Below are 22467 nucleotides of genomic sequence, written 5' to 3'. Positions count from 1 at the left end.
AAAGTCAGGTGGCGCACGTGCTCATGAGGTCGATCAACTGCGGACCCGGCTCTTGTCCGGGTCGTAGAAAATCGCCGCGGTGACCCTGGCGCTGATGCGCTTCTGCAGGCCATCGACTTTGCCGATCTCCAACTCCGTGCCGACGTCGGCGCAGGCCACGTCCACCCGGCACAGCGCGATGTTGCTGGCCAGCAGGGGCGAGCGGCAGGCACTGGTAATCACCCCGACCTGGGCCCGGCCGCGGTACACCGGGTCACCGTGGTGTGCGCCTTCGTTACCGCTCAATTGCAGGCCCACCAGCTTGTGACCGGGATGGGCGCTGCGGCGCAGCAGGGCCTCGCGACCGATGAAGTCATCGGTTTTATTTTTCAGCGGCACGGAAAAACCGATGCCGGCTTCGAAGGGATCGGTCTGGTCGTTGAATTCGTAACCGGCGAAAATCAGCCCGGCTTCGATGCGCAACATGTCCAGGGCTTCCAGGCCCAGAGGCACCAGGCCCAAGGGTTGGCCGAGCTGCCAGATCCGGTCCCAGACCTGCCCGGCATCCTCGGGCTGGCACCAGACTTCATAGCCCAGTTCGCCGGTGTAGCCGGTGCGGGAAATCATCAGCGGGCAGCCGTCGTAACCGTCCAGTCGGCCCACCAGAAAACGGAACCAGCCCAGGGTTTCCAGACTTGGTTGGGTAGGCGGGGTCCAGACCATCTGCTTGAGTAGCTCACGGCTCAGGGGACCCTGGAGCGCCAGGTTGTGGATTTGTTCGCTGGCGGACTTGACCCAGACCTTCATGCCGAGCTTTTGCGCCTGTTCGCGCAGCCAGACCCCGGCGTAGTCCTCGCCGCAGATCCAGCGGAAATTGTCTGGCCCCAGGCGCAGCAGGGTGCCGTCGTCGAGCATGCCGCCGTGTTCGTGGCACATCGCCGAGTACACCACTTGACCGACCGCCAGGCGTCGCACGTCGCGAGTCAGGCAGTACTGCAGCAAGGCTTCGGCATCGGGGCCGATGATTTCGAATTTGCGCAGGGCGGTCAGGTCCATCACAGCGACGCGTTCGCGGCAACCGAGGTATTCCTCGACCGCGCCATAGCCGTCGTAACGCAGGGGTAGCCACCAGTTGCGGTAGTCCGTAAAGCTGCCGGTCAAGCGGCTGGTGCGTGAGTGGAACGCTGACTCACGGGTGAGGATCGGGTCGGCATCGGCCGTGGTTCGAGTGCTCATGGCGATGGAAAAACGCTCCTTTTCGCTGTAGACGCGGATATGGATATCGGTCGGATTCCAGCCGTTGGCCGGGTCGATGTCGTCCGGGCACGAGGTGCTGCCACACAGGAGATCGGTCATGGCCCGCAGCAGCACGTAATCGCCGGGACGCGACCAGGGCTCGTCCAGCGTCAGCTGCTGGTGGGCGTCGATCCCGGTGTTGAAGAACAAATTAATCGCCGGCCAGCCGCTGCGAGCCTCGACCCCGTGGGGCGCCAAGGCCCGGCTCAGGTTGTCGCTGCAGTTGTCGTGCCCAAAGTAGCCATGGCTTTCGTAGTAGCGCGCAGCGCAGGCCAGGGCGAAGGAATCGTGGCGGCCGACGGTGTCGCGCACCACCTCGAGCATCGGCTGCATCTGCCGGTCGAAGAACTTCGAGAACAGCCCCGGTGCGGGGTAGGCGCTGCCGTTCAGGGTGCGGGTGACGGTTTGGTCCAGATCCAGTTCCAGACCGCGATCCAGCGCCCGCCGATCGAGGGCGACGAAGTCCGAGCATTGTCGGCCGGCGACGTCCAGCACCTGCACATACTGCCCTTTGCCGACGGTGTAACTGCGGGCGGTGCCGGCGCCTATGGTGAATTCGTCGAGCAACTCGCCCAGCGGTTCGGGCAGGGCGGGGAGCAACAAGGGCGAGGAGTTGGCCCGTGTCACCAGTAGCCGCAGTTCGCTGGGCCGGTACTGCCGGTCGATGGCGGTTGGCCCGGCGGGCGCGGCGACGATCACCAGCAGCTCATCGCTGGCGACGAAGCGGCGGCTGTAGTCGGCGGGGCTGTCCTCGTCCCAGAGTGAGGCGGCGCTGGGCAGGTGTTGTGGATCAATCCCGCGTCGGCGCAAGGCCTGGCTGATGTTGCGAGCCTGCAAGGTTGATTCGACGAGCCGTGCAGCGATAAAGCCGCAGGCCGTCGAACCGCTCAGCGACCAGGCCGCCAGGGCGCTACGACCGCTTGTGTCCACGGCCAGCAGATCGCAGGGTTGCCGGCCTTCGATGTCGATCACTTGCAGGCTGTCGCCGGGCTGCAAGGCAACCAGAGTCAGGCCACCGACGGCCACCCGATAGCGCTCCAGGGCCGGGGCTCGGGCAAACAGTCCGGGTTCCCAAGGGCGGGAAACACGAGGTGCATTCATGATGAGGCTCCCGGGTCAGCCGACCGACTTGATGGCAGCCGGCGGTTCACCGAGGTACGCCGCCATGGAGTCGTCCAGGGCATTCAGCCACGGCGTGTGGTGGGGCGGCGATTGGGTCCCGGTCATCAGCGATCGGTAGGATTTGTCGCGATAACCCATGATGTTTTCCGCCTTGTCGTGCTTCCAGTGCAGGAAGGTCTCGTTGACTGCGGCGATGTCGAAATTCGGGTAGTCGGTCGCATCCACCAACTGCTGGATGTAGGCGCCCTGGTATTCGAACATCTGCTGGTTGGTTTCCAGCGTTTGCTCCCGCTCATGCCATTGCAGACTGTCGGCGACCATTTCGGTCTGGTTCGGCAGCGGGATGCGCCCGAGGATCACATCGCGGGCATACCAGGCCTGGGCGTCGAACATGTTGAAGGAGTACCACTGGTCCTGCATGCCGAGGTAGATCAGCCGCGGGTTCGGTTCCCAGAACACGCCTTTGTACAGGTTCATCGGCCACAGGCGGTTGTCGGTCTTGAGGCTCAGTTCGTCCGGCAGGAAGGGGAAGTGATGCTTGTAACCGGTGCACAGGATCACCGCATCGATGTGTTTGCTGCTGCCATCGATAAAGTAGGCGCGGTTGTTTTCCAGGCGCTGCAGCAGCGGTTTCTCTTCCCAGTTGGCTGGCCAGGCATAGCCCATGGGCGCGGTGCGGTAGCAACTGGTGATACTGCGGGCGCCGTACTTGTAGCATTGCGAACCGATGTCTTCGGCGGAATAGCTGCTGCCGACGATCAACAGGTCCTTGCCCTTGAACTCCAGCGCTTCGCGGAAATCATGGGCGTGCAGAATACGCCCGGCGAACTGTTCGAAGCCTTTGAAGTACGGCACCTTCGGCGTGGAGAAGTGGCCGCAGGCGTTGATCACGTAGTCGAATTCTTCGCAGGTGAGGGTGTCGCTGTTGTAGTCATGGGCGCACAGGGTGAAGCGCTGGCTGCGCTCATCGAAGGTCACCTGGCGCACCACGTTGTTGAAGCGGATGTAGTCGCGGACGCCGGCTTTTTCCACCCGGCCCTTGATGTAATCCCAGAGTACTTCTCGTGGCGGGTATGAGCCGATGGGGCGGCCGAAATGCTCCTCGAAGGTGTAGTCGGCGAACTCCAGACATTCCTTCGGTCCGTTCGACCACAGGTAGCGGTACATGCTGCCGTGCACCGCTTCGCCGTTTTCGTCCAGACCGGTGCGCCAGGTGTAATTCCACATGCCACCCCAGTCGCTCTGCTTCTCGAAGCACACCAGCTCCGGGATGTCGGCGCCCTGGTCACGGGCCGACTGGAAGGCTCGAAGTTGCGCCATGCCGCAAGGGCCGGCGCCGATGATTGCCACGCGTAAGGTCATGATCGTGCCTCGTAATGTACGCATCAGATAAAAACAGCAGCGGCGCTTCAGATAAAAACAGCAGCCGCGCTCAGTGAAAGATCACTGTCTTGTCCTGGTTGATGAACACCCGGTGTTCCAGGTGGTATTTCAGGGCTTTGGAAAGGGCGACGGTTTCGGTGTCGCGGCCGATGGCGACCAGGGAGTCGGGCAGGTGGGTATGGTCGACCCGCTGGATTTCCTGCTCGATGATCGGCCCCTCGTCGAGGTCGCTGGTGACGTAGTGGGCAGTGGCGCCGATCAGCTTCACGCCCCGGTCGTAGGCTTGGTGATAGGGTTTGGCGCCCTTGAAACCGGGCAGGAACGAGTGGTGGATATTGATGGCGCGCCCTGACAGCTGCTGGCACAGACCGTCGGACAGAATCTGCATGTAGCGGGCGAGCACCACCAGATCGGTCTGAGTGTCCTCGACGATGCGCATCAGTTCGGCTTCCTGGCTGGCCTTGCTGTCCTTGGTGATCGGCAGGTAGATGAAGCGGATGCCCTCACGCTCGGCCATGGCCCGCAGGTCCAGGTGGTTGGAGACCACCGCTGTGATGTGCATGTCCATCTCGCCCTTGCGATGGCGGTACAGCAGGTCGGTCAGGCAGTGGTCGAACTTGCTGACCATCAGCAATACCCGGGTCGGCTGGCTTGAGCTGAACAGTTGCCACTGCATGTCGAAGCCGCCGGCCAGATCGCCCAGGTCTTCACGCAGGGCGCCGATATCACCGGTTACGCCGGTGTTGAAACGGAAGACTGCGCGCATGAAAAACTGCCCGGTGAACTCGTCGTCGAATTGCGCCAGCTCGCTGATATAGCACTGCTGCCCGGCCAGGCAGGTAGTGATCGCGGCGACGATGCCGGACGCCGCCGGGCAGTTGATCTTGAGAATGTAATGTTCGTTGGAGGTGTCCATCGAAGGTCCCCTTGATGAAGTGGCTGGGTCAAATGGATGAGGGCTCAGCCCTTGGCCGTGCGCTTGGTTTTTTCCGGGTCGTCGAAGGGTAGGGCGTGGATCACGGCGGCACTTTCCTGGCTGCCGCGCACCTGCAGGGCAATGCCGGGAATGGAGCAGGCGACGCTCATACGGGCGATCGCCATGGAGCGTTTGCTCAGGCGCGAATACATGCCGCAGGTGATCACCCCGACCTGCGTGTTGCCCTGCCACAAGGTGTCGCCGGCCTCGGCGGCGCGGACCCCTTCAAGCAGCACCCCGGCGATCTTGAAGCGCTCCTGGCCGCGCAGCCGGAAGTGCTCTTCGGCGCCACGGAACTCGTGTTTATCCGGGGATACGGTGAAGTCCAGGCCCATTTCCCAGAGGGTGTCGCCGGCCTTCTGGTCGGCGAAGGGGTACATCTGCGAGTTGTCGTAGGGGAAGAACATCAGCGAGCTTTCCACCCGCAACCAGTCCAGAGCGGTGAAGGCGCAAGGGATGATGCCCAGGCCCGCACCCTGTTCGAGGATGGCGTCCCACAGCGCCGGCGCATCGGCGGCCTTGCAGAAAATCTCGTAGCCGCGTTCGCCGGTGTAGCCGGTGCGCGAGATCATCACCGGGCGGTCGAACAGGCGGGTTTGCAGGTGATGAAAGTACGGCAGCTGACGAATTCCGGGCACGTGCTCGGCGAGAAAGTCCACGGCCAGCGGCCCTTGCAACGACAAGTCGTGCAGGTCGTCGTCGAACAGCACCGCCACCTGCCGGCCCTGGGACGAACGCACCAGCATTTCATGGCCACTGCCCGCGCCATGGACCACCATGAAGGCGTTGGGGCCGGTGCGGTAGACGATGCAGTCATCGACGAACTTGCCGTCCTCGTCGAGCATCGAGGCGTACACCGATTTGCCGGGATAGAGCTTGGCGATGTCGCGAGTGGTGGCCCATTGCAGCAGGCTCTCGGCGTGCGGGCCGACGTAGTGGACTTTCTTCAGGCCGGAGACGTCCATCAGCCCGGCACGGGTGCGGATTGCCTGATGGTGATCGGCCAGGTCGCTGGTGTAGGTCCAGGCAGTGCCCATGCCGTTCCAGTCTTCCAGGTTTGAGCCGAGCGCGCGGTGCCGCTCGGCGAGTGCAGAAATACGCCATGAATGAGCCATGTGAAGGTCCTTGTCGGGAGATAAACGGGAAAAGAGATCAGGCCTCGGGGTCGAAGCGGCTCAGCCACTCGACCAGGGTCTGTCGGTAACGGCTCATGCCCTTGTAGTCGGCGATCGGCTCGGGCAGGTCGCGCAGCACGCGGTGCAGGCGGCAGCCCCAACCGGGCTGGCTGACCAGCTCGTCCATGCTGATCAGGTAGGTGCGGATGCTGAACATCACCGCGTTGCTGCGCGGCAGGCGGGCCATTACTTGCAGCTCGACCCGCAAATGAACCTGTTGCCCGACGTTCTCGGCCGTGACGCGGCCGCGGTCGGCGCCCCATTCATGGAAGGTCTCAGGGGAGGAGTCCAGGCGCGGGTTGATGGTCAGGGTCCAGTTCAGGCGCCTCACCGGCTGCCCCACTTGCAGGTTGAGCAGGTACTTCAGCGCGCGATCGAACACGCCCATCTGGTGGGCCATGGGCACTGGCGAATGCCACTGTTTGAAACTCATGCCGGCGTCGAAGGCCAGGGACCAGTCGGCCGGGCTGGTGACCATGCCGGCGTCCATGAACAGGTCGCCATCGCGCTGATCGAGCAGGGCAAAATCGCCCTGGACCTGACGGGTGATGAACTCCAGTGGCTCGCAGGGCAGGGTCGTGGCATCGCCGAAGACAAAGCGCTGATCGATCTCCAGCACCTGGTTGCGCCAGTGCCAATGGTCACCGTCACGCACAAGCGTGAAGCACTGCGGATAATCGGCGGCGAGGTTCTCCATGAGCAGTTGCAGCGCATCCCAGGCCGCCACTTGCATGTGCGGCATCACCAGGTAGCGGCGTGGGTCCTGATCCAGCACCAGCGCCCGTTCGGCCATTTCCGAGCGGTAGTGTTCGTCGATGTCGAAGCCATGCTGGTAAATCGAACCTGGATCACGGGACGTCGCCGGTTCGATGTTCACCGAATACAGGTAGCTGTCCTCGGTGAAGGGGAAGGGGAAACGGCGGATGGCTGTGGGGCTATTGCGAAAGCTGAAGGTGTCTCGGTAGGTCTGCACGGGGCTCGATTGAATGGTCATGGTCGACTCCTAAAGGTCCAGCGAAACGCAAGGGCCGCAGCCGCGAGAGACACAAGGCATGAGAAACTCGGCCTGCTCGGCGGGGCTCAGGAAATGGTCGCGGTGTTCGATTTCGCCGTGCACATGGCGGGTCATGCACTGGCCGCAGACCCCGCCACGGCACAGGTTGGGCACTTGTAGCCCGGCGGATTCCAAAGCTTCCAGCAGGCTTTGTTCGGCGCCGACCCTGAGGTGCCGGCCGCTGCGCACCAGTTCCAGATCGAAGGGCTGTCCCGGTTGCGCGGCGCTGAAGGCTTCCCAGTGCACACGGCTCTGCGGCCAGCCAAGTGCCTTGGCCTGTTGCCGGACCGCGTCGAGCAACGGTTGTGGACCACAGGTGTAGAGGTGGCTGCCCAGGGGCCGGCTGCGCAGGATACGGCCCAGGTCCGGGCGGGCGCTGTAGGTGTGCAGTCGCGAGCCCAGGCGCTGTTGCAGCTCTTCGATGTAGGCATCGCTCAGACCCGGGCGATGCAGGTAGTGCAGTTCGACATTTGCCTGGCGCTGTTCCAGGGCGGCGATGTAGGCCATGAACGGCGTGATGCCGATGCCGCCGGCAATCAGGATGTGCAGGCTGGCGGTGGCGTGCAGGGCGAACAGATTGGCCGGTGGCGAGATCTCCAGACTGTCGCCGATCCGGACGTGGCGGTGCAGATAGTGTGAGCCGCCGCGTGAGGTTTCTTGCAGACGCACGGCGATGCGGTAATGGCGGTTGTCCGCGGGGTCGCTGGTGAGTGAATAGGCGTTGCGCACTTTGCCCTCGGCCAGCGGCAGGTGCACCTGCACATGGCTGCCGGGAGAGAATCCCGGCAGAGTGCCAGCGCAGGGTTTCAGGGTGATTTCGCGGACCACCGGGGTGAGCATTCTGGCTGCACTGACTCGAACCTTGAGGGCGGCGCTCATGACCCGGCTCCGGCATGGGGCCGGTCGGGGTTGGCGCAGACACCGAGATAGGCCCCGAGGCGTTGGGAAAAGTGTGCGCGAACCTCCAGACCGACCTCACAGTCGACGCAGGTCAGAACCGACTCCGGCCCCGCCGTCTGGGTCAGCCCGCAGTGCACGCAATAGACCCGGCGCGCGCCGCAGATCGAGCGGGTGATGTCGATCTCGTCGTCCTCCAGACCGGCACTGCGCGCCTGACCGTGGATGCGCCAGATAAAGGCCTCATCGCCCATGATGTAGAGGTGGCTGCCGACGGTCGCGTTGACCAGTACACGGTGCAGACGTTGGGCGAAGTCGGTGTTCTCGCCGTTCAGCACCAGGGGCTGTTCAAGTTCGCCGACAAAGGACGCGCATGCGGCCGCCGATTGCATCACCACGATGTGCCGGGTGGCGGCTTCACGAGGCAGCGGCTGGCGATAGCGCGGGAGGCTGTGAAGTCGGCCGGGAGCGGTGTTGTGTCTATCCGTCATGCTGGCTTTCCTGGCTGTTTCGCACCTGTTTTCAGGGCGAGAGAGGTGGCGTTGGCAGGGGGACGTTGTTTCCTGTTGAGGAAGATAATTTCCTATGGGGAAAATCATATCAATCCGGAAAAAGGGCTATCTCTTTGGAGATAGCCCTTGCTCGCAGGGCTTTCGGGGCATGGAAGTTGCTCGCCTTTACTGAGGGGTCAAGCAACGGAACGGGGAGTCATCGACAGTGGGAACGCGACCGCAGTGGTGGGCACGCTGGTTTGGACGTATCCGACCCGAACAGGTGCGTAGCGTGCGCAGGCTGCTGGTCGGGTTACCGTTGTGCCAGGTGCACGCTGACGGTGCCTTGCCGGGTTTTCTTGACCGTTTCGAGGCACTGCTGCCGACCTGCAAGTTGAACCTGATCCTTGGCGGCGAGGACCTCGGGCCGGCACGTCGGGGGCTGGTCAGTGTTTGTCAGGACGAGCCGCGTTGCCCTTGGCGCAGTGCTGCAGTGGTTGACTCGGCCCAGGTCTGCGGGCCTTGTCGACAGCGCGGCGTGCACCGCCTGTTGTGTGCCTTGCCGGAGGATGATGGGCCGAACAAAGGCCTGCTGTTGCTCGATACCCCGCAACCGGTCGGCGGAACCTGGCGACAGTTGCTGGAGGAGGCGGCGCAGGCGGTGGGGGGCACTGTGCGTTTGCTGCGGCACAAGCGTGAGCAACAGCGTAAACAGGCCACCTCGCAGCACGGCGCCCTGGCCCGTGAGCTGCACGATTCAGTCGCTCAGCAGTTGGGCTATTTGTCATTCCAGGCGCGCCTGCTGCAGTCGCGGCTCGGTGAGCCGGAGTCGGCAGCGGCGGCATTACAGGAGCTGCGCGGTGGCTTGAGCCAATTACAGCGCCAGGTGCGTGAGCTGATCACCAGCGCCCGTCTGACCATGGACGGGCGCTCGCTGCGCCAAGCCCTGGCCGACTCCGTGGCGGAGTTTTCGCGGCGCTGCATCATCGTCTTCGAACTGGACAATCGCCTGGCTGACGATGCCCTGAGCCCGGAAACCGAATTGCAGATTCTGCAGATCATTCGCGAGGCCCTGGCCAACGCGGTGCGCCATTCCCACGCGCGGCATGTGCGCATCGAGTTGCGGCAAAACCAGGAAGGCGAAGTCTCGGTCTCGGTGGAGGATGACGGCATCGGCCTGAGCCCCGCGTCAGGCGAAGAAAACCATTTTGGCCTGGCGATTATCCGTGAGCGCGCCGCGAGCATTGGCGCCCAGCTATCCATTGAAACCATTCGCCCCCACGGGGTGCGCGTACACCTTGGCCTTTCCCGCAACCCAGACCTGCCAGAGGGGAGTCTTGATGGACTGCACGACCTTATTGCTGATCGATGACCACCCGTTGTTTCGCAAGGGTCTGGCGCAGCTGTTCGGCGCCAGCGATGACTTCAAAGTGGTGGGGCAGGCCGCCAGTGGCCGGGAAGGCATCAACCTGGCCGTCAGCCTGGCGCCGCAGCAGGTCTTGCTGGACCTGCACATGCCGGGCTTGAGCGGTTTGCAGGTGCTCGATGAACTGCGTCAGTTGCGCCTCGACTGCCAGGTGGTGGTGCTCACCGCGTCGATGGATCGCGCTGAACTGTTGACGGCCCTGCGCCTGGGGGCCAGCGGTTATGTGCTTAAAGAGACCGAACCCGATGCGTTGCTGGCGTATATGCGTAATTGCAACAAAGGCGCGATCGTTCTGGATTCGACGCTGGTGTCTCTGCTCGCCGATCAAAGCGGGCCGGTGCGCGGAGCGGATCAGACCGACACCGGCAACCTGACCGAGCGCGAGGGACAGACCCTGGCCTTGATCGCTGCCGGTATGAGCAACAAACAGATTGGCCGGGAACTGGGGATCAGCGATGGCACGGTCAAAATCTATGTGAAGAATCTCTTGCAGAAGCTCAGCCTGCACTCGCGCCTCGAGCTGGCGGCGTGGGTGCACAACGGCGCATCGGTGAGACACGAGGAGCGCCATTAGATGATGGAACGACCAGAGGCGTTTGTGCAGACACCACCATTGCACCTGATGGACCGCTTTCCCGCGGCGTTGCTCGAACTCAGGGATAACGGTCAGATCGCCCACTTCAACCTGGCCTGGGTCGAGCTGATGGACCTGCCGGACCCAGAGCGCAACCTCATCGACTATGTGCACCACGAGGACCGCTCGTTATGGCGTCAGGCCTTGCATGAACTGCGACGGCGTCCCGAGACGTCCTTCAACCAGCGGCTGCGTTTTGTCCACCCTTCGGGTGAATTACGCTGGTTTGAGGTCGGCCTGAAGCGCGGGAATAGCGGCTTCTATCTGGTGGCCGGGGATATCACCGTGCACAAACGGCGGGAGATTGCCTTGCAGGCCAGCCAGCGCAGCAGCATGAGCTTGCTGGACAGCATGCCGGGGCTGATCTACCGCGGCCGCAACAACCGCGACTGGACCATGGAGTTCGTCAGTGCCGGTTGCCTGCAACTGACCGGCTACCCGCCGGAACGGCTGGTGGACAACCATGACTTCACCTACAACAGCCTGATCCTGGCGCAGGATGCCGATTACGTCTGGCGCGAGGTGCAATATGCCTTGTCGCGGCAAGAGCCATTCGAACTCAACTACCGGATTCGTTGCGCGGACCATTCGATCAAGCAGGTCTGGGAAAAGGGTGTCGGGATCTATGCCGACAATCGTGAAGTGCTGGGTATTGAGGGGGCGATTTTCGAGCGCAGTGCTGCTCAGGACCTGGGGTGTTAAACGAAGTTTTGGACGGAAGGCACAACACCGGGCATTGCGCCCGGCGTTGTGGTTTTTAGCCGTTGATCAAGACAGTTCGCCGATTCCTTGCGTGCGCTTGCCCAGTTTCATCAGCCAGTAATAGCTAAGCGCAGGGACTAGCAACCCGACGATCCAGGCCAGATCCACGCCATCCAGTGCCGTGGCCACCGGGCCGACGTACAACGTGGTGTTCATGAACGGAATTTCCAGGGCAATCGCCAGCAGGAAACTGCCGCAGGCGATCCCGTTGATGCGCCCGTAGATTCCGTTCAGGTCGAAGATGTCGTCGATCTGGTACCGGCCTTTGCGCAGGCAGTAGTAGTCCACCAGATTGATCGCCGTCCAGGGGATCAGGAAGTAGCTCATGAAGAAGATGAAGTTGAGGAAGAAGTTGATGAAGTCGCCCTGACTGATGGTGCACAACGCCGTGGCCACCAGGCTGATCACCAACATGAACAGGCCACGTACCCGAGGCGTTACCTTGAGCTGGGCAAAAGGCTCGATCACGGTGATGGTCGACATGAACGCCCCGTACAGATTGAAGACGTTGATCGACACCTGACCATAGAGAATGAAGGCGAACAACAGCACCGCGCCGCCGCCGAATAACCCGACGACATGGCCGCCGACGTTGCCGGAAAAATCGCTGATACCGACGCTGAGGATTGCGCCGAGAATCATCATCCAGGCACCGCCGCTGACCGTGCCGGCGTAGCTGTACCAGAACACTTTGGCGGTCGGCGTGCTGCTCGGCAGGTAGCGAGAATAGTCCGCGACATACGGCGCGTACGACAGCTGCCAGGTGACCGCAATGCTCACCGCCGCCAGAAACTTCGACAGCGAGAAACCCGTCGGCAACCATTGTTCAGCAGGTATCGGCAACTGCAACGCAAGCAGCGTGGCGGCAAAAAACACCACCAGCGAGAGCAGTGACAGCCACTTCTGCAGGCGATGGATCAGGCGATAGCCATACAGCGCGACGACGAAGCACAACGCCCCGATCAGGTAGATGTTTCCCGTCGCCGGCAATGGGCTGACAGACTCCAGCGCCTGGGCGGCGAGCAAGGTGTTGCTGACGAAGAACCCCAGGTAAATCAGCATCACGAACAGCAACGGCAACACGGCGCCCAACACGCCGAATTGCGCTCGACTCTGGATCATTTGCGGGATGCCCAGTTTTGGTCCTTGGGCGGAGTGGGAGGCCATGAAAATCGCCCCCAACAGCGAGCCGATAATGATCGCCAACGCGCTCCAGAACAGGTTGAGCCCCATCACCACCGGCAACACGCCGGACGCGATGGTGGTGATGTTCATGTTGGCGCCGAACCAGATGAAGAACAGCGAGCCGGGTTGGCCATGGCGTTCGCCCTCGGGGATGAAATCTATGCTTCTCTTTTCGACTTGCATGGTGATCACTCCTGAGTCCGGACGAGGTGGGCTTGTAAACGGGCGATGGTGCTTTCGAACTCATGAGGCTGGTGGGCGAAAACGTCCGGGTGCTCGGGAGTCATGCTCAGATAGTCACGGTCTTCCAGGGCCCGAAGGCATTGGACGCAGTTCAGGATTTCCAGTGAGTAGACCCAGTTGGCCAGTATCAACAGCGCTGAGTAGTGTCCCGCCAGAGTCGTCGTGGCACAGGCGTCGCTGACCAGGCGAATGTGATAGCCCAGAGCGAAGGCGTCGAACACGCTGCTGAGCACGCAGACATCGGTCAATACACCGCTGACGATCAGAGTATCGACCCCCAGGGCCTTGAGTCGGGCATCCAGGTCGGTGCGGTGGAAGGCGCTGTAACGGCCTTTGTCCAGCACCCATTCATCTGGTCGCGGTGCCAGACGCTCGATGATCTCCACTTGCCGGGTACCGGCGCGGTAACTGCTCGGGCCACCGTCGGCCGCACGCGGTTCGCCGCGCGGCAGGTCACTGCCGTCGGCCTGATTGATATGGCGGGTATAGATGACAGGGACCCGCTGACGGCGGGCGGTCTCGAGCAGGGCGGCAGTGTGGGCGACCGTCGTGTCGAAGTTTTCCAGGACAAAACTGTCCTCCTGTTGCATGTCGATGATCAACAGCGCGTTTTTATTGTTCATTGAGCAAACCTGATCATGGGCCGGATGCTTTTGCGTCCCGCCAGCCCGGTCAAACCCGGGCCGAAGCACAATGCACCGAACACGTTTCGCGATCGCGAGACGTCGGGTGCGTGGATTCCTGTTCAGCTGTACTCAGTGAACTAGTTGCCAGAAGCCGTTCTGCTTGGCGGCAACGCTGGCGCGCAGGCGTTTGAAATGGATATGCGAAGCGGTCCATTCGCCGCGCAGATACGCCTGCGCGGCACCGGAGGGAAGGGCGAGTGATTGGAGGCGACCATTGAACATGGGAATCGACCCTACACGTCAGTCAGGCCCCCGGCTTCGCGTCCGAGGGGCAGGGCAGGCGGACTCAGCGAAACGCCGGAACGACCTGCTTGATGAACAGCTCCAGGGATTTTTTCTTTTCCGCGTGGGGCAGGCTGTTATCGCACCAGAAGCTGAACTCGTCGACACCCAGTTCCTGGTAGTACTTGATGCGCGGGATGATTTCTTCCGCGGTGCCAATCATGGCGCTCTTGTGGATGCTCTCCAGTTCGAACTCCGGCCGGCCGGCGAATTTTTCTTCCGGGCTCGGCGCCAGGAAGCCGTTGACCGGCACTTCCTTGTTGCCGAACCAGGCATCGAATGTGCGGTAGAAACGCGAGATCGCCTTGGCCCCGACTTTCCATCCCTCGGGGTCGTCGACCGCGTGGACGTGGGTATGACGCAGCACCATCAATTGAGGACGCGGCACTTCGGGGTTGTTGTCCAGGGCGGCCTGAAACTTGTTCTTCAGGTCGAGGACTTCTTCGTCACCCTTCATCAGCGGCGTGACCATCACGTTGCAGCCGTTGGCCACCGCGAAGTTGTGCGAGTCCGGGTCGCGGGCGGCGATCCACATCGGCGGGTTTGGCTTCTGGATCGGCTTGGGTACGCTGGTGGAGGTAGGGAACTTCCAGATCTCGCCGTCGTGGGCGTAATCGCCCTGCCATAGGGCACGCACCACCGGGACCATCTCCCGCAGAGCTTGACCGCCCGAGGAGGCGGGCATGCCGCCAGCCATGCGGTCAAACTCCACCTGATAGGCGCCACGGGCCAGGCCGACTTCCATGCGACCGTTACTGATCACGTCCAGCAACGCGCATTCGCCGGCCACCCGAAGTGGGTGCCAGAACGGCGCGATGATGGTACCGGCGCCCAGATGGATGGTGGTGGTCTTGGCGGCCAGGTAGGCCAGCAGCGGCATCGGGCTTGGCGAGATGGTGTATTCCATGGCGTGGTGTTCGCCGATCCAGACCGTGCTGAAGCCACCGGCCTCGGCCATCAGGGTCAGTTCGCTCAGGTCTTCGAACAGCTGGCGGTGGCTGACGCTTTCGTCCCAGCGCTCCATATGCACGAACAGGGAAAATTTCATGACGCTTACCTCGAATCTTTATTATTGGCTGTCGGTTCAGGCAAGCACGGGCAGGGCGCCCATCTTGCCGTGGCAGTACACCAGCGGGCCAGCCGTGTGATGCGGCACTATCAGGTTTTTCACCGCGCCGACCATGATCGCGTGGTCGCCGCCTTCATATTCGCGCCACAGCTCGCATTCGATGATCGCCGTGGCGTTGCTCAGTAGCGGGTTGCCCAGTTCGCTCAACGTCCACTCGATTCCTTGCGCCTTCTCCTTGCCTTTGCGGGCGAAGGCATAGGCTTCGGTTTGCTGGCCGCCGGAAAGCACATGGATGGCGAAGCGTTTGTTCTTTATCAGTACGGGGTAGGAATCTGAACTGTAGTTGGGGCAGAACAGCACCAGGGCCGGGTCCATCGACAGCGAGCTGAAAGCGCTGGCAGTCAGACCGACGATCTGTCCATCGTCATCCAGAGTGGTGATTACAGTCACCCCGGACGGGAACGAACCCATGACTTGTTTGTAGATGGTGGCGTCGATCATTGGACGGTCCTCTGGCGATGTATTACGGCTTTTATAGTTTTGTTGGTCTGATGGTATACCGTAATACATAGTTTGCAAACGCTTTTTGTGAGGTCGGATCAGTGGGCGCCAGCGGCCTTGTTCAGGTCGCTTTCTGCCCATTCGGTGTACACGCAAGCATCCGCAGTGGCCCAGCGTACGCGCACCGGGTCGCCGGTCTTGAGCGGCATGCCAGCGGCGGAGAGCGCCTTGACGGTCATCGAAGTGCCTCCCGAGGTCATCACGGTGCAGGTCTGGCTTTCACCGAGGAACAGCACTTCGCCTACCGTGGCCGAGACTTCGTTCCAGCCTGCTGCCAGGGGTTCTTGACTGGCTTGCTGGACGCTCAATGCCTGGGCCTTTTCCGGACGCACCATCAGCAGTACATCCTGATCGGTTTTCAGCCCGGCGGTTAGGCGGATCGACAGTGACTGGCCTTCGAAACGCGCGGCTGCGTTGCCCTGAGCCTTGAGCTTGAGGAAGTTGGAGTTGCCGAGGAACGAAGCGACAAAAGCATTCGGTGGATTCTGGTAGAGGTCGTAGCCGCTGCCCAGGCCGACGATCTTGCCGTGGCTGAAGATCGCAATGCGCTGGGACAAACGCATGGCTTCTTCCTGGTCGTGGGTCACGTAGATGATGGTGATACCAAGGCGCCGATGCAGTTGACGTAGTTCGTCCTGCAGGTCTTCACGCAGTTTTTTATCCAGGGCGCCGAGGGGTTCGTCCATCAGCAGGATGCGCGGCTCATAGACCAGCGCTCGGGCGATCGCTACCCGCTGTTGCTGGCCACCGGAAAGTTGTGAAGGGCGGCGATGAGCAAAGCTCTCAAGCTGCACCAGCTTGAGCATGGCGTCGACCCGGCGCTCGCGCTCGCTGGCGGCCAGCTTGCGGATGGCCAGGGGGAAGGCGATGTTGTCGCGCACCGACAGGTGCGGGAACAGCGAGTAGCGCTGGAACACCATGCCGATATCACGCTTGTGCGGCGGTACGTTGACCAGCGACTGGGCATTGACCAGGATCTCGCCGCTGCTCGGGGTTTCGAAGCCGGCGAGCATCGACAGGGTGGTGCTTTTGCCGGAGCCGCTGGAGCCGAGGAAGGTGAGGAATTCGCCGTCCTTGATGTCCAGCGAGATGTTGTCCACGGCGGCGAAATCGCCGTAGTGCTTGTTCAGGTTGCGCAGGCTGACCAGGGGTTTGTCGTTCTGCTGCGCGGGGTCTTTGATCACGGCACTCATGTCGTACTCCTAGGCGCTCAGGCGCTGATTTCATTGCGCCGGCGCAGGGCGGCGGCGATCACCATGACCAGTACCGAGAGGCCGATCAGCAGCGTCGAGGCGACGGCGATCACGGGCGTCAGGTCCTGGCGCAGGGTGGTCCACATTTTTACCGGAAGGGTTTGCAGGGTCGGGCTGGCCATCATCACGCTCAGCACCACTTCATCCCAGGACACCAGGAAGGCGAATAGCGCACCGGCTACCATGCCCGGACGAATCGCCGGAAAGGTCACCTTGAACACCGCTTGCAGACGTGAAGCGCCACAGATCACCGCGGCATCTTCAATCGACTGATCGAACAGCTTCAGCGAGTTGATGATCGAGATGATGGTGAACGGCAATGCAACGATGACGTGACTGACGACGAAGGCGAACATCGTCCCGGTGTAGCCCAGTTTGAGAAACAGCGCGTACACCGCCACCGCAATGATCACCAGCGGCACGATCATCGGCAGGGTAAACAGGCCGTAGAGCATTTCCCGGCCCGGGAAACGCCCACGCACCAGGGCAAAAGCAGTCGGCAGGCCGAGCGCCACGGCGCAGATCGTGGTCAGCACCGCGACCTTGAGACTGGCCATGGCCGCGTTCATCCAGTCGGCGTTAGAAAAGAATTGGCTGTACCACTTCAGCGTCCAGCCCGGCGGCGGGAAGACCAGCCACTGAGAGGAGCCGAAGGACAGCAGCACGATGAACACGATCGGCAACAGCAGGAACAGCGCGATCAGCCCGGTGGTGAAGTACAGGCCGAAGCGCATGCGCCGGCTCATGGCATTGGGGGTCAGGAGCATGACGGCTTACCTCGCATTACTGGCGCCAACCGGGGATTCCGGCTGAAGCTTCAGGTAGAAGTAGAACAACACCAGCGTAATCACGATCAGCAACGCGGCGCCGGCACTCGCCAGGCCCCAGTTGAGGAACGACTGCACCTGCTGAATGATGAATTCCGGCAGCATCATGTTCTGCGCGCCGCCCAGCAATGCCGGAGTGACGTAGTACCCAAGGGACATCACGAACACCATCAGACCACCAGAGAACAGCCCCGGCCGACACAGCGGCAGGAACACCCGGAAGAAGTTGGTCCAGGGACTGGCACCGCAGATCGAGCCGGCCTGCAGGATCATCGGGTCGATGGCCTGCATGGTGGCCTGCAGCGGCAGGACGATGAACGGGATCATGATGTAGCTCATGCCGATCACCACGCCGGTCAGGTTATGCACCATCTCCAGCGGCTGATCGATGATGCCCATCGCCATCAGCGCCTTGTTGATCACGCCAGAGGCTTGCAGCAGCACCAGCCAGGAATAAGTCCGGGCCAAGAGGCTGGTCCACATCGACAGCAGCACGATGTTGAGGATCCAGCGGCCCCAGCCACGGGGGATCAACGTGATCGCCCAGGCGAGGGGGAAGCCCAGCAGAAGGCTGAACAGGGTCACCAGTCCGGCCACCGAGAAGGTGTTGAGCAAGACCCTGGTATAGGCCGAGTTGGCGAACAGCTGCTGGTAGTTACCCAGACCCGGCTCTGGCTCAAGCACGCCACGCAGTAGCAGGCCGATCAGCGGCGCAAGGAAAAACAGGCCGAGGAACAGCAGGGCGGGCACCAGATTGCCGGCGCCACGCCAGCGCTGCGCCAGAGAAGGGGGTTGCTTCATCACAGCCGCCTTGCCAGGAGCCGAGCCGGCAGCGCCATGGGCGCTCCCGGCTTGCGTGGAGTGACGGGACGCAGTGGCCGTCATTTTCATTTGACCAGCCATTCGTTCCACCGTGTCGCGATGGCCGGACCGTTTTTGGCCCAGTACGCGAAGTCTAGAGTGATCTGATCCTTAGCGTAGGCAGTCGGCAGGTTCGGGGCCAGCACCGAGTCCAGGCGCGCCACGCTGTCGACGTTGACCGGCGCATAGGCGGTCAGGTTGGAAAAGTCAGCCTGACCTTTGGCGCTGCTGGCGTTGGCCAGGAACTTCATGGCTGCGGCCTTGTTTTTCGAACCTTTCGGGATCACCAGAATGTCGGCCATGACCAGGTTCTGTTTCCAGCTCACGCCAACCGGTGCGCCATCCTCTTGCAGGGCATGGATCCGACCGTTCCAGAATTGCCCCATGCTGGCTTCGCCGGAGGCCAGCAACTGTTGCGACTGGGCACCGCCGCCCCACCAGACGATGTCTTTCTTGATCGTGTCGAGTTTCTTGAAGGCGCGGTCCAGGTCCAGCGGGTAGAGCTTGTCAGCCGCTACGCCATCGGCGAGCAGGGCCAGTTCAAGCACGCCGGGGCTCGGCCATTTGTACAGGGCGCGTTTGCCGGGATAGGTTTTGGTGTCGAACAGCGCGGACCAGTCCTGGGGTTTGCCGGAGCCGAGCTTGCCCTGGTTGTAGCCGAGGACGAAGGAGAAGAAGAACGAACCTACGCCGTGATCGGAGACAAATCGCGGGTCGATCTTGTCGCGCTGGATGATGGAGAAATCGAGGGGCTCGAGCAAGCCTTCGGTCGCTGCGCGCAAAGCGAAGTCCGCCTCGACGTCGACCACGTCCCACTGCACGTTGCCGCTTTCGACCATGGCTTTGAGTTTGCCGTAGTCGGTGGGGCCGTCCTGGACCACGGTAATACCGCTGGCCTTGCTGAACGGATCGGCCCAGGCCTGCTTCTGCGCATCCTGAGTGCTACCACCCCAGCTGACGAAGTTGACGCTTTCAGCCGCCATTGCCACGTGACTGGCCGTGGCCAGTAAACCCGCGAACAGTACTGCGGTTACACGTTTGTTCAACACCATTTTCACGCCCTCATTTGTTGTGTTTTTGAGCGGGCTTTTTAGTGCCCGCCTATCGGGAGCAGTAGGTCCATCTGGCCTCTAAAGGCGACCGTGCCAAGGGCTGTTATTGGTGCTTTCCCTGGCGGGGGCACTTGGCTAACGCGTCCGGTCTATGGAATATCATATTATGGTATTCCAAACTTTGTGCAAGCATTTTGCCGTACCGGCTATCAGCCAAAAGCGGGTTTTTGTACCGTCATACCGACGGGCAGCGGCCTGCGTGGGTTACAGGGATAAGCCCCGGGATCATTCGGTGAAGGGGATGCTCTCCACCACTTCCAGGTCGTAACCGGTCAAGCCAGCGTATTTCAACGGTGGACCCAGATGACGCAGCTTGCCTATGCCGAGATCTTGCAGAATCTGTGCCCCGGTACCCACTTCAGAATAGATCCGCGATTGCGAGCGACTGAACTGCCGTGGCGGCTGGGTCAGTTGGGGCACGCGCTCGAGCAGAGCCTGGGACGATTCATGATTGGCCAGAACGACCACCACGCCGCGACCTTCTTCGGCCACCCGCTGCAGCGCGGCCCACAATGTCCAGTTGGAGGGGCCGTTGTATTCGGCACCCACCAGGTCGCGCAGCGGGTCGATCACATGCACACGCACCAGCGTTGGTTCGTCATGGCGCAACTCACCCATGACCATCGCCATGTGCACGCCGCCTTCGATGCGATCTTCAAAGGTGATCAGGCGGAAGGTGCCATGTACTGTCGGCAGCTCGCGTTCGCCGATGCGCACCACGGTGTGTTCGGTGCTGAGGCGATAGTGAATCAGGTCGGCGATGGTACCGATCTTGATCCCGTGCTGGCGCGCGAACACTTCCAGATCCGGACGGCGCGCCATGGTGCCGTCATCATTCATCACTTCGACAATCACCGAGGCCGGTGTGAAACCGGCCAGTCGTGCCAGGTCGCAACCGGCCTCGGTATGGCCGGCGCGAGTCAGCACGCCGCCTTCCTTGGCGCGCAAGGGAAAGATGTGGCCGGGTTGCACAAGGTCGGTGGGCCCCGCGTCGGCGGCGACAGCGGCCGCGACGGTACGCGCCCGGTCGGCGGCAGAGATGCCGGTGGTCACGCCGACGGCGGCTTCGATAGACACGGTGAACGCGGTGCTGAATACGCTGCCGTTGCTCGGCACCATCTGTTCCAGCCCGAGGCGTTTGCAGTGCTCGTCGGTCAAGGTCAGGCAGATCAGGCCGCGGGCTTCACGGGCCATGAAGCTGATGGCCTCGGGTGTGCAACAGTCGGCGGCCAGCAACAGGTCACCTTCGTTTTCCCGGTCCTCATCGTCGACCAGCAGCACCATCTTGCCTTGCCGATAGTCTTCGATTATTTCTTCGATGCTGTTGAAGGCCATGCTGAGACTCTCAGTGTTTGATGGAAATATTTTGTGGTATACCATAATACAAAATAAACCAAGAGGTCACTATGAAGGCGTACTGGATTGCTCATGTGGATGTCACCGACCCTGATCAATACCTCCATTACACTCAGCGAGCGCCGGCGGCCTTCGCACTCTACGGCGGGCGGATGCTGGCTCGCGGCGGGCGCAGCGAGGCAATGGAAGGGCGGTCGACGCCGCAACGTAGCGTGGTGATTGAGTTCGACTCCTACGAACAAGCGCTGGCTTGCTACCAGTCCGAGCAATACCAGGAGGCGAAACGGCACCGCGAGGGCGTGGCTCGGGCCGAGGTGATCATTGTCGAGGGCATAGCACCCTGAGCCTGCGCGTTAACCGCTGTAGGAGCAAAGCTTGCTCGCGATGGCGTCCTTGAGATCGCTATCGCGAGCAAGCTTTGCTCCCACGGATCAGCGGCTCAGCGGATGAAGTGAATTTTGCCGCTGTCGTCGTTGCCGATGTAGATGCCGTAAACGCCGGCCTGGCGCTCCTCGATATAGCGTTCGAGGATCTGCCGGATAGCCGGGTAGTAGATGCTGTCCCAGGGAATGTCCTCAGGCGCGAAGAATTTGTAGTCGAGGGTTTCCGGGCCGTATTGGCCGGTGATCTCCAATGCGGTGGCGCGAAAGATGATGTACACCTCGCTGATCTTCGGCACGCTGAAGATTGAGTACGGCGAGAGTATTTCCGCGCGCACGCCGCTCTCTTCCCAGACCTCGCGCAGCGCCGCCTGCTCGGTGGTCTCGCCACCTTCCATAAACCCCGCCGGCAGCGTCCAGGTGCCAGGGCGCGGCGGGATGGCGCGCTGACACAGCAAATACTTGCCATCCTGCTCGATGATGCAGCCGGCAATGATTTTCGGATTGACGTAATGGATGTAGCCGCAGCCGCGGCACATCAGGCGCTCGTGCGTATCGCCCGGCGGCAGCTGGTGACCGAGGTCACTGCTGCCGCATTTTGGGCAAAAGCTCGGGCTGAACATCTTCAGCGACCTATGCGCGGTTCTTTGAGCGCGATGGGTGCAGTGATCTCGGGGATTTCACCGGTCTCTTCCTGCTTGCGCTTGAGGTAGTCCAGGGCAACCTTGGCGGCAGAGCGCACGTGGTCGACGCACGCCTGGTGGGCGGCCAACGGATCGCCGCTCTTGATCGCCTCGACCATGCGTTCCATTTCCTGGTTGCTGACACCTCGACGGTTTTCCTGGGACACCGAGGTCGCCCGCAGGTAGCTGATGCGGGCCTGCAACTGGCGCAGTTGGGTCGCCGCGACATGGTTGCCGGAGCCTTCGAGGAGTACGTCGTAGAAACCCTGGACCGAATCGATGACCTGTTGCAGTTCGCCGTCCTTGAGGGCCTTGCGGTTTTCCTCAAGTGCTTTTTCCAGGGCCTTGATGTCCTTGGCCTTGGCGCGCAGGGTGAACAGCTGGACGATCAGGCCTTCAAGCACGCAACGCAGCTCATAGATGTCGCCGGCATCGGAGAGGGTAATGATCGCGACCCGAGGCCCCTTGGCGTCGGCGAACTCCACCAGACCTTCGGACTCCAGGTGGCGCAAGGCTTCGCGTACGGAAGTACGGCTGACGCCCAGGCGATCGCACAGATCGCGCTCGACCAGACGGTCTCCCGGCAGGAGCTGGAAGTTCATGATGGCGCTTCGCAGTTTATCCAGCACGATTTCGCGCAGGGTAATGGGGTTGCGATTGACCTTGAAGCTGTCGTCGAGTGGCAGGCGTTTCATGGGGTCCGCTCTGAGTGTGGCTGTCCATGCAAAAAGAGCACTTTGATCCAGGATCATTGTGCTCAGGTCATCAAAACAG

General features: G+C 61.8%; 23 protein-coding genes. 4 read left to right on the top strand and 19 right to left on the bottom strand.

Annotated elements, in window-relative coordinates; all coding sequences use genetic code 11:
• Positions 1 to 33: 33 nt before the first annotated feature.
• The 7 genes from ACIPIN_RS10155 to ACIPIN_RS10125 form a co-directional block, all read right to left on the bottom strand.
• Positions 34 to 2376 (bottom strand): DUF1989 domain-containing protein, encoded by a 2343-nt coding sequence (locus tag ACIPIN_RS10155; protein WP_401118009.1) that lies wholly within the window; start codon positions 2374 to 2376, stop codon positions 34 to 36.
• A gap of 15 nt (positions 2377 to 2391) precedes the next feature.
• Positions 2392 to 3759: an NAD(P)-binding domain-containing protein gene (locus ACIPIN_RS10150; RefSeq protein ID WP_401118007.1), complete on the bottom strand. Its 1368-nt coding sequence runs from the start codon at positions 3757 to 3759 to the stop codon at positions 2392 to 2394.
• Positions 3760 to 3829: 70 nt separating this feature from the next.
• On the bottom strand, positions 3830 to 4696 hold the full coding sequence (gene purU / locus ACIPIN_RS10145) for a formyltetrahydrofolate deformylase (protein ID WP_401118006.1): 867 nt from the start codon (positions 4694 to 4696) through the stop codon (positions 3830 to 3832).
• A 44-nt stretch (positions 4697 to 4740) separates the two neighbouring features.
• Complete coding sequence (locus ACIPIN_RS10140; RefSeq protein ID WP_401118004.1) at positions 4741 to 5871, bottom strand: aminomethyltransferase family protein; 1131 nt, start codon at positions 5869 to 5871, stop codon at positions 4741 to 4743.
• 37 nt (positions 5872 to 5908) lie between these two features.
• Positions 5909 to 6925 carry a heme-dependent oxidative N-demethylase family protein gene (locus ACIPIN_RS10135; RefSeq protein ID WP_401118003.1) on the bottom strand — a complete coding sequence of 339 codons (1017 nt, stop codon included), beginning with the start codon at positions 6923 to 6925 and terminating at the stop codon, positions 5909 to 5911.
• A 9-nt stretch (positions 6926 to 6934) separates the two neighbouring features.
• The gene (locus tag ACIPIN_RS10130; RefSeq protein ID WP_401118001.1) at positions 6935 to 7864 is read right to left on the bottom strand and encodes a PDR/VanB family oxidoreductase; all 930 of its coding nucleotides are present in this window, start codon (positions 7862 to 7864) and stop codon (positions 6935 to 6937) included.
• On the bottom strand, positions 7861 to 8373 hold the full coding sequence (locus ACIPIN_RS10125; protein WP_401118000.1) for a dimethylamine monooxygenase subunit DmmA family protein: 513 nt from the start codon (positions 8371 to 8373) through the stop codon (positions 7861 to 7863). The genes ACIPIN_RS10130 and ACIPIN_RS10125 overlap by 4 nt, the downstream gene beginning before the upstream one ends.
• 292 nt (positions 8374 to 8665) lie before the next feature.
• Between ACIPIN_RS10125 and ACIPIN_RS10120 the strand changes: the two genes are divergently transcribed.
• The 3 genes from ACIPIN_RS10120 to ACIPIN_RS10110 are packed head-to-tail and all read left to right on the top strand — an operon-like array spanning position 8666 to position 11135.
• Complete coding sequence (locus ACIPIN_RS10120; protein WP_401117999.1) at positions 8666 to 9745, top strand: sensor histidine kinase; 1080 nt, start codon at positions 8666 to 8668, stop codon at positions 9743 to 9745.
• Complete coding sequence (locus tag ACIPIN_RS10115) at positions 9714 to 10373, top strand: response regulator (protein WP_401117997.1); 660 nt, start codon at positions 9714 to 9716, stop codon at positions 10371 to 10373. The genes ACIPIN_RS10120 and ACIPIN_RS10115 overlap by 32 nt, the downstream gene beginning before the upstream one ends.
• Positions 10374 to 11135 carry a PAS domain-containing protein gene (locus ACIPIN_RS10110; RefSeq protein ID WP_401117996.1) on the top strand — a complete coding sequence of 254 codons (762 nt, stop codon included), beginning with the start codon at positions 10374 to 10376 and terminating at the stop codon, positions 11133 to 11135. It begins immediately after the preceding gene.
• 66 nt (positions 11136 to 11201) lie between these two features.
• On the opposite strand, the gene ACIPIN_RS10105 is transcribed toward ACIPIN_RS10110, so the two are convergent.
• The 10 genes from ACIPIN_RS10105 to ribBA all read right to left on the bottom strand — a co-directional run bounded on the left by ACIPIN_RS10105 (position 11202) and on the right by ribBA (position 20609).
• On the bottom strand, positions 11202 to 12563 hold the full coding sequence (locus ACIPIN_RS10105; RefSeq protein ID WP_401117994.1) for a purine-cytosine permease family protein: 1362 nt from the start codon (positions 12561 to 12563) through the stop codon (positions 11202 to 11204).
• 5 nt (positions 12564 to 12568) lie between these two features.
• Positions 12569 to 13246 (bottom strand): isochorismatase family cysteine hydrolase, encoded by a 678-nt coding sequence (locus tag ACIPIN_RS10100; RefSeq protein ID WP_401117992.1) that lies wholly within the window; start codon positions 13244 to 13246, stop codon positions 12569 to 12571.
• Between the two features lie 132 nt (positions 13247 to 13378).
• Entirely contained in the window at positions 13379 to 13531 is a 153-nt protein-coding gene (locus ACIPIN_RS10095; protein WP_401117990.1) for a hypothetical protein, read from the bottom strand.
• A gap of 64 nt (positions 13532 to 13595) precedes the next feature.
• Complete coding sequence (locus ACIPIN_RS10090) at positions 13596 to 14639, bottom strand: LLM class flavin-dependent oxidoreductase (RefSeq protein ID WP_401117988.1); 1044 nt, start codon at positions 14637 to 14639, stop codon at positions 13596 to 13598.
• 36 nt (positions 14640 to 14675) lie between these two features.
• Complete coding sequence (locus ACIPIN_RS10085) at positions 14676 to 15161, bottom strand: flavin reductase family protein (protein ID WP_401117986.1); 486 nt, start codon at positions 15159 to 15161, stop codon at positions 14676 to 14678.
• A 98-nt stretch (positions 15162 to 15259) separates the two neighbouring features.
• On the bottom strand, positions 15260 to 16414 hold the full coding sequence (locus ACIPIN_RS10080) for an ABC transporter ATP-binding protein (protein ID WP_401117984.1): 1155 nt from the start codon (positions 16412 to 16414) through the stop codon (positions 15260 to 15262).
• A 17-nt stretch (positions 16415 to 16431) separates the two neighbouring features.
• Positions 16432 to 17241: an ABC transporter permease gene (locus ACIPIN_RS10075; protein ID WP_401117982.1), complete on the bottom strand. Its 810-nt coding sequence runs from the start codon at positions 17239 to 17241 to the stop codon at positions 16432 to 16434.
• A gap of 6 nt (positions 17242 to 17247) precedes the next feature.
• Positions 17248 to 18192, bottom strand: coding sequence for an ABC transporter permease (locus ACIPIN_RS10070; RefSeq protein ID WP_401118151.1), 945 nt, complete (start codon positions 18190 to 18192; stop codon positions 17248 to 17250).
• Entirely contained in the window at positions 18189 to 19214 is a 1026-nt protein-coding gene (locus ACIPIN_RS10065) for an ABC transporter substrate-binding protein (protein WP_401117980.1), read from the bottom strand. Before ACIPIN_RS10065 ends, ACIPIN_RS10070 begins: the two co-directional genes overlap by 4 nt.
• Before the next feature lie 285 nt (positions 19215 to 19499).
• Positions 19500 to 20609 carry a bifunctional 3,4-dihydroxy-2-butanone-4-phosphate synthase/GTP cyclohydrolase II gene (gene ribBA, locus ACIPIN_RS10060; RefSeq protein WP_401117978.1) on the bottom strand — a complete coding sequence of 370 codons (1110 nt, stop codon included), beginning with the start codon at positions 20607 to 20609 and terminating at the stop codon, positions 19500 to 19502.
• A gap of 71 nt (positions 20610 to 20680) precedes the next feature.
• On the opposite strand from ribBA, the gene ACIPIN_RS10055 reads away from it, so the two are divergent.
• Positions 20681 to 20974: a DUF1330 domain-containing protein gene (locus tag ACIPIN_RS10055; protein ID WP_401117977.1), complete on the top strand. Its 294-nt coding sequence runs from the start codon at positions 20681 to 20683 to the stop codon at positions 20972 to 20974.
• Between the two features lie 95 nt (positions 20975 to 21069).
• Here the strand turns inward: ACIPIN_RS10055 and ACIPIN_RS10050 are convergent, their stop codons facing one another.
• Both ACIPIN_RS10050 and ACIPIN_RS10045 read right to left on the bottom strand, forming a co-directional pair.
• Positions 21070 to 21633 carry an NUDIX hydrolase gene (locus tag ACIPIN_RS10050; protein WP_401117975.1) on the bottom strand — a complete coding sequence of 188 codons (564 nt, stop codon included), beginning with the start codon at positions 21631 to 21633 and terminating at the stop codon, positions 21070 to 21072.
• Positions 21634 to 21635: 2 nt separating this feature from the next.
• Positions 21636 to 22388 (bottom strand): GntR family transcriptional regulator, encoded by a 753-nt coding sequence (locus ACIPIN_RS10045; protein WP_401117973.1) that lies wholly within the window; start codon positions 22386 to 22388, stop codon positions 21636 to 21638.
• Between the last annotated feature and the right edge of the window lie 79 nt (positions 22389 to 22467).

Source organism: Pseudomonas sp. NPDC087697 (genome assembly GCF_044743155.1).
Classification (GTDB): domain Bacteria; phylum Pseudomonadota; class Gammaproteobacteria; order Pseudomonadales; family Pseudomonadaceae; genus Aquipseudomonas.
This window is presented reverse-complemented; position numbering and strand designations above follow the sequence as displayed.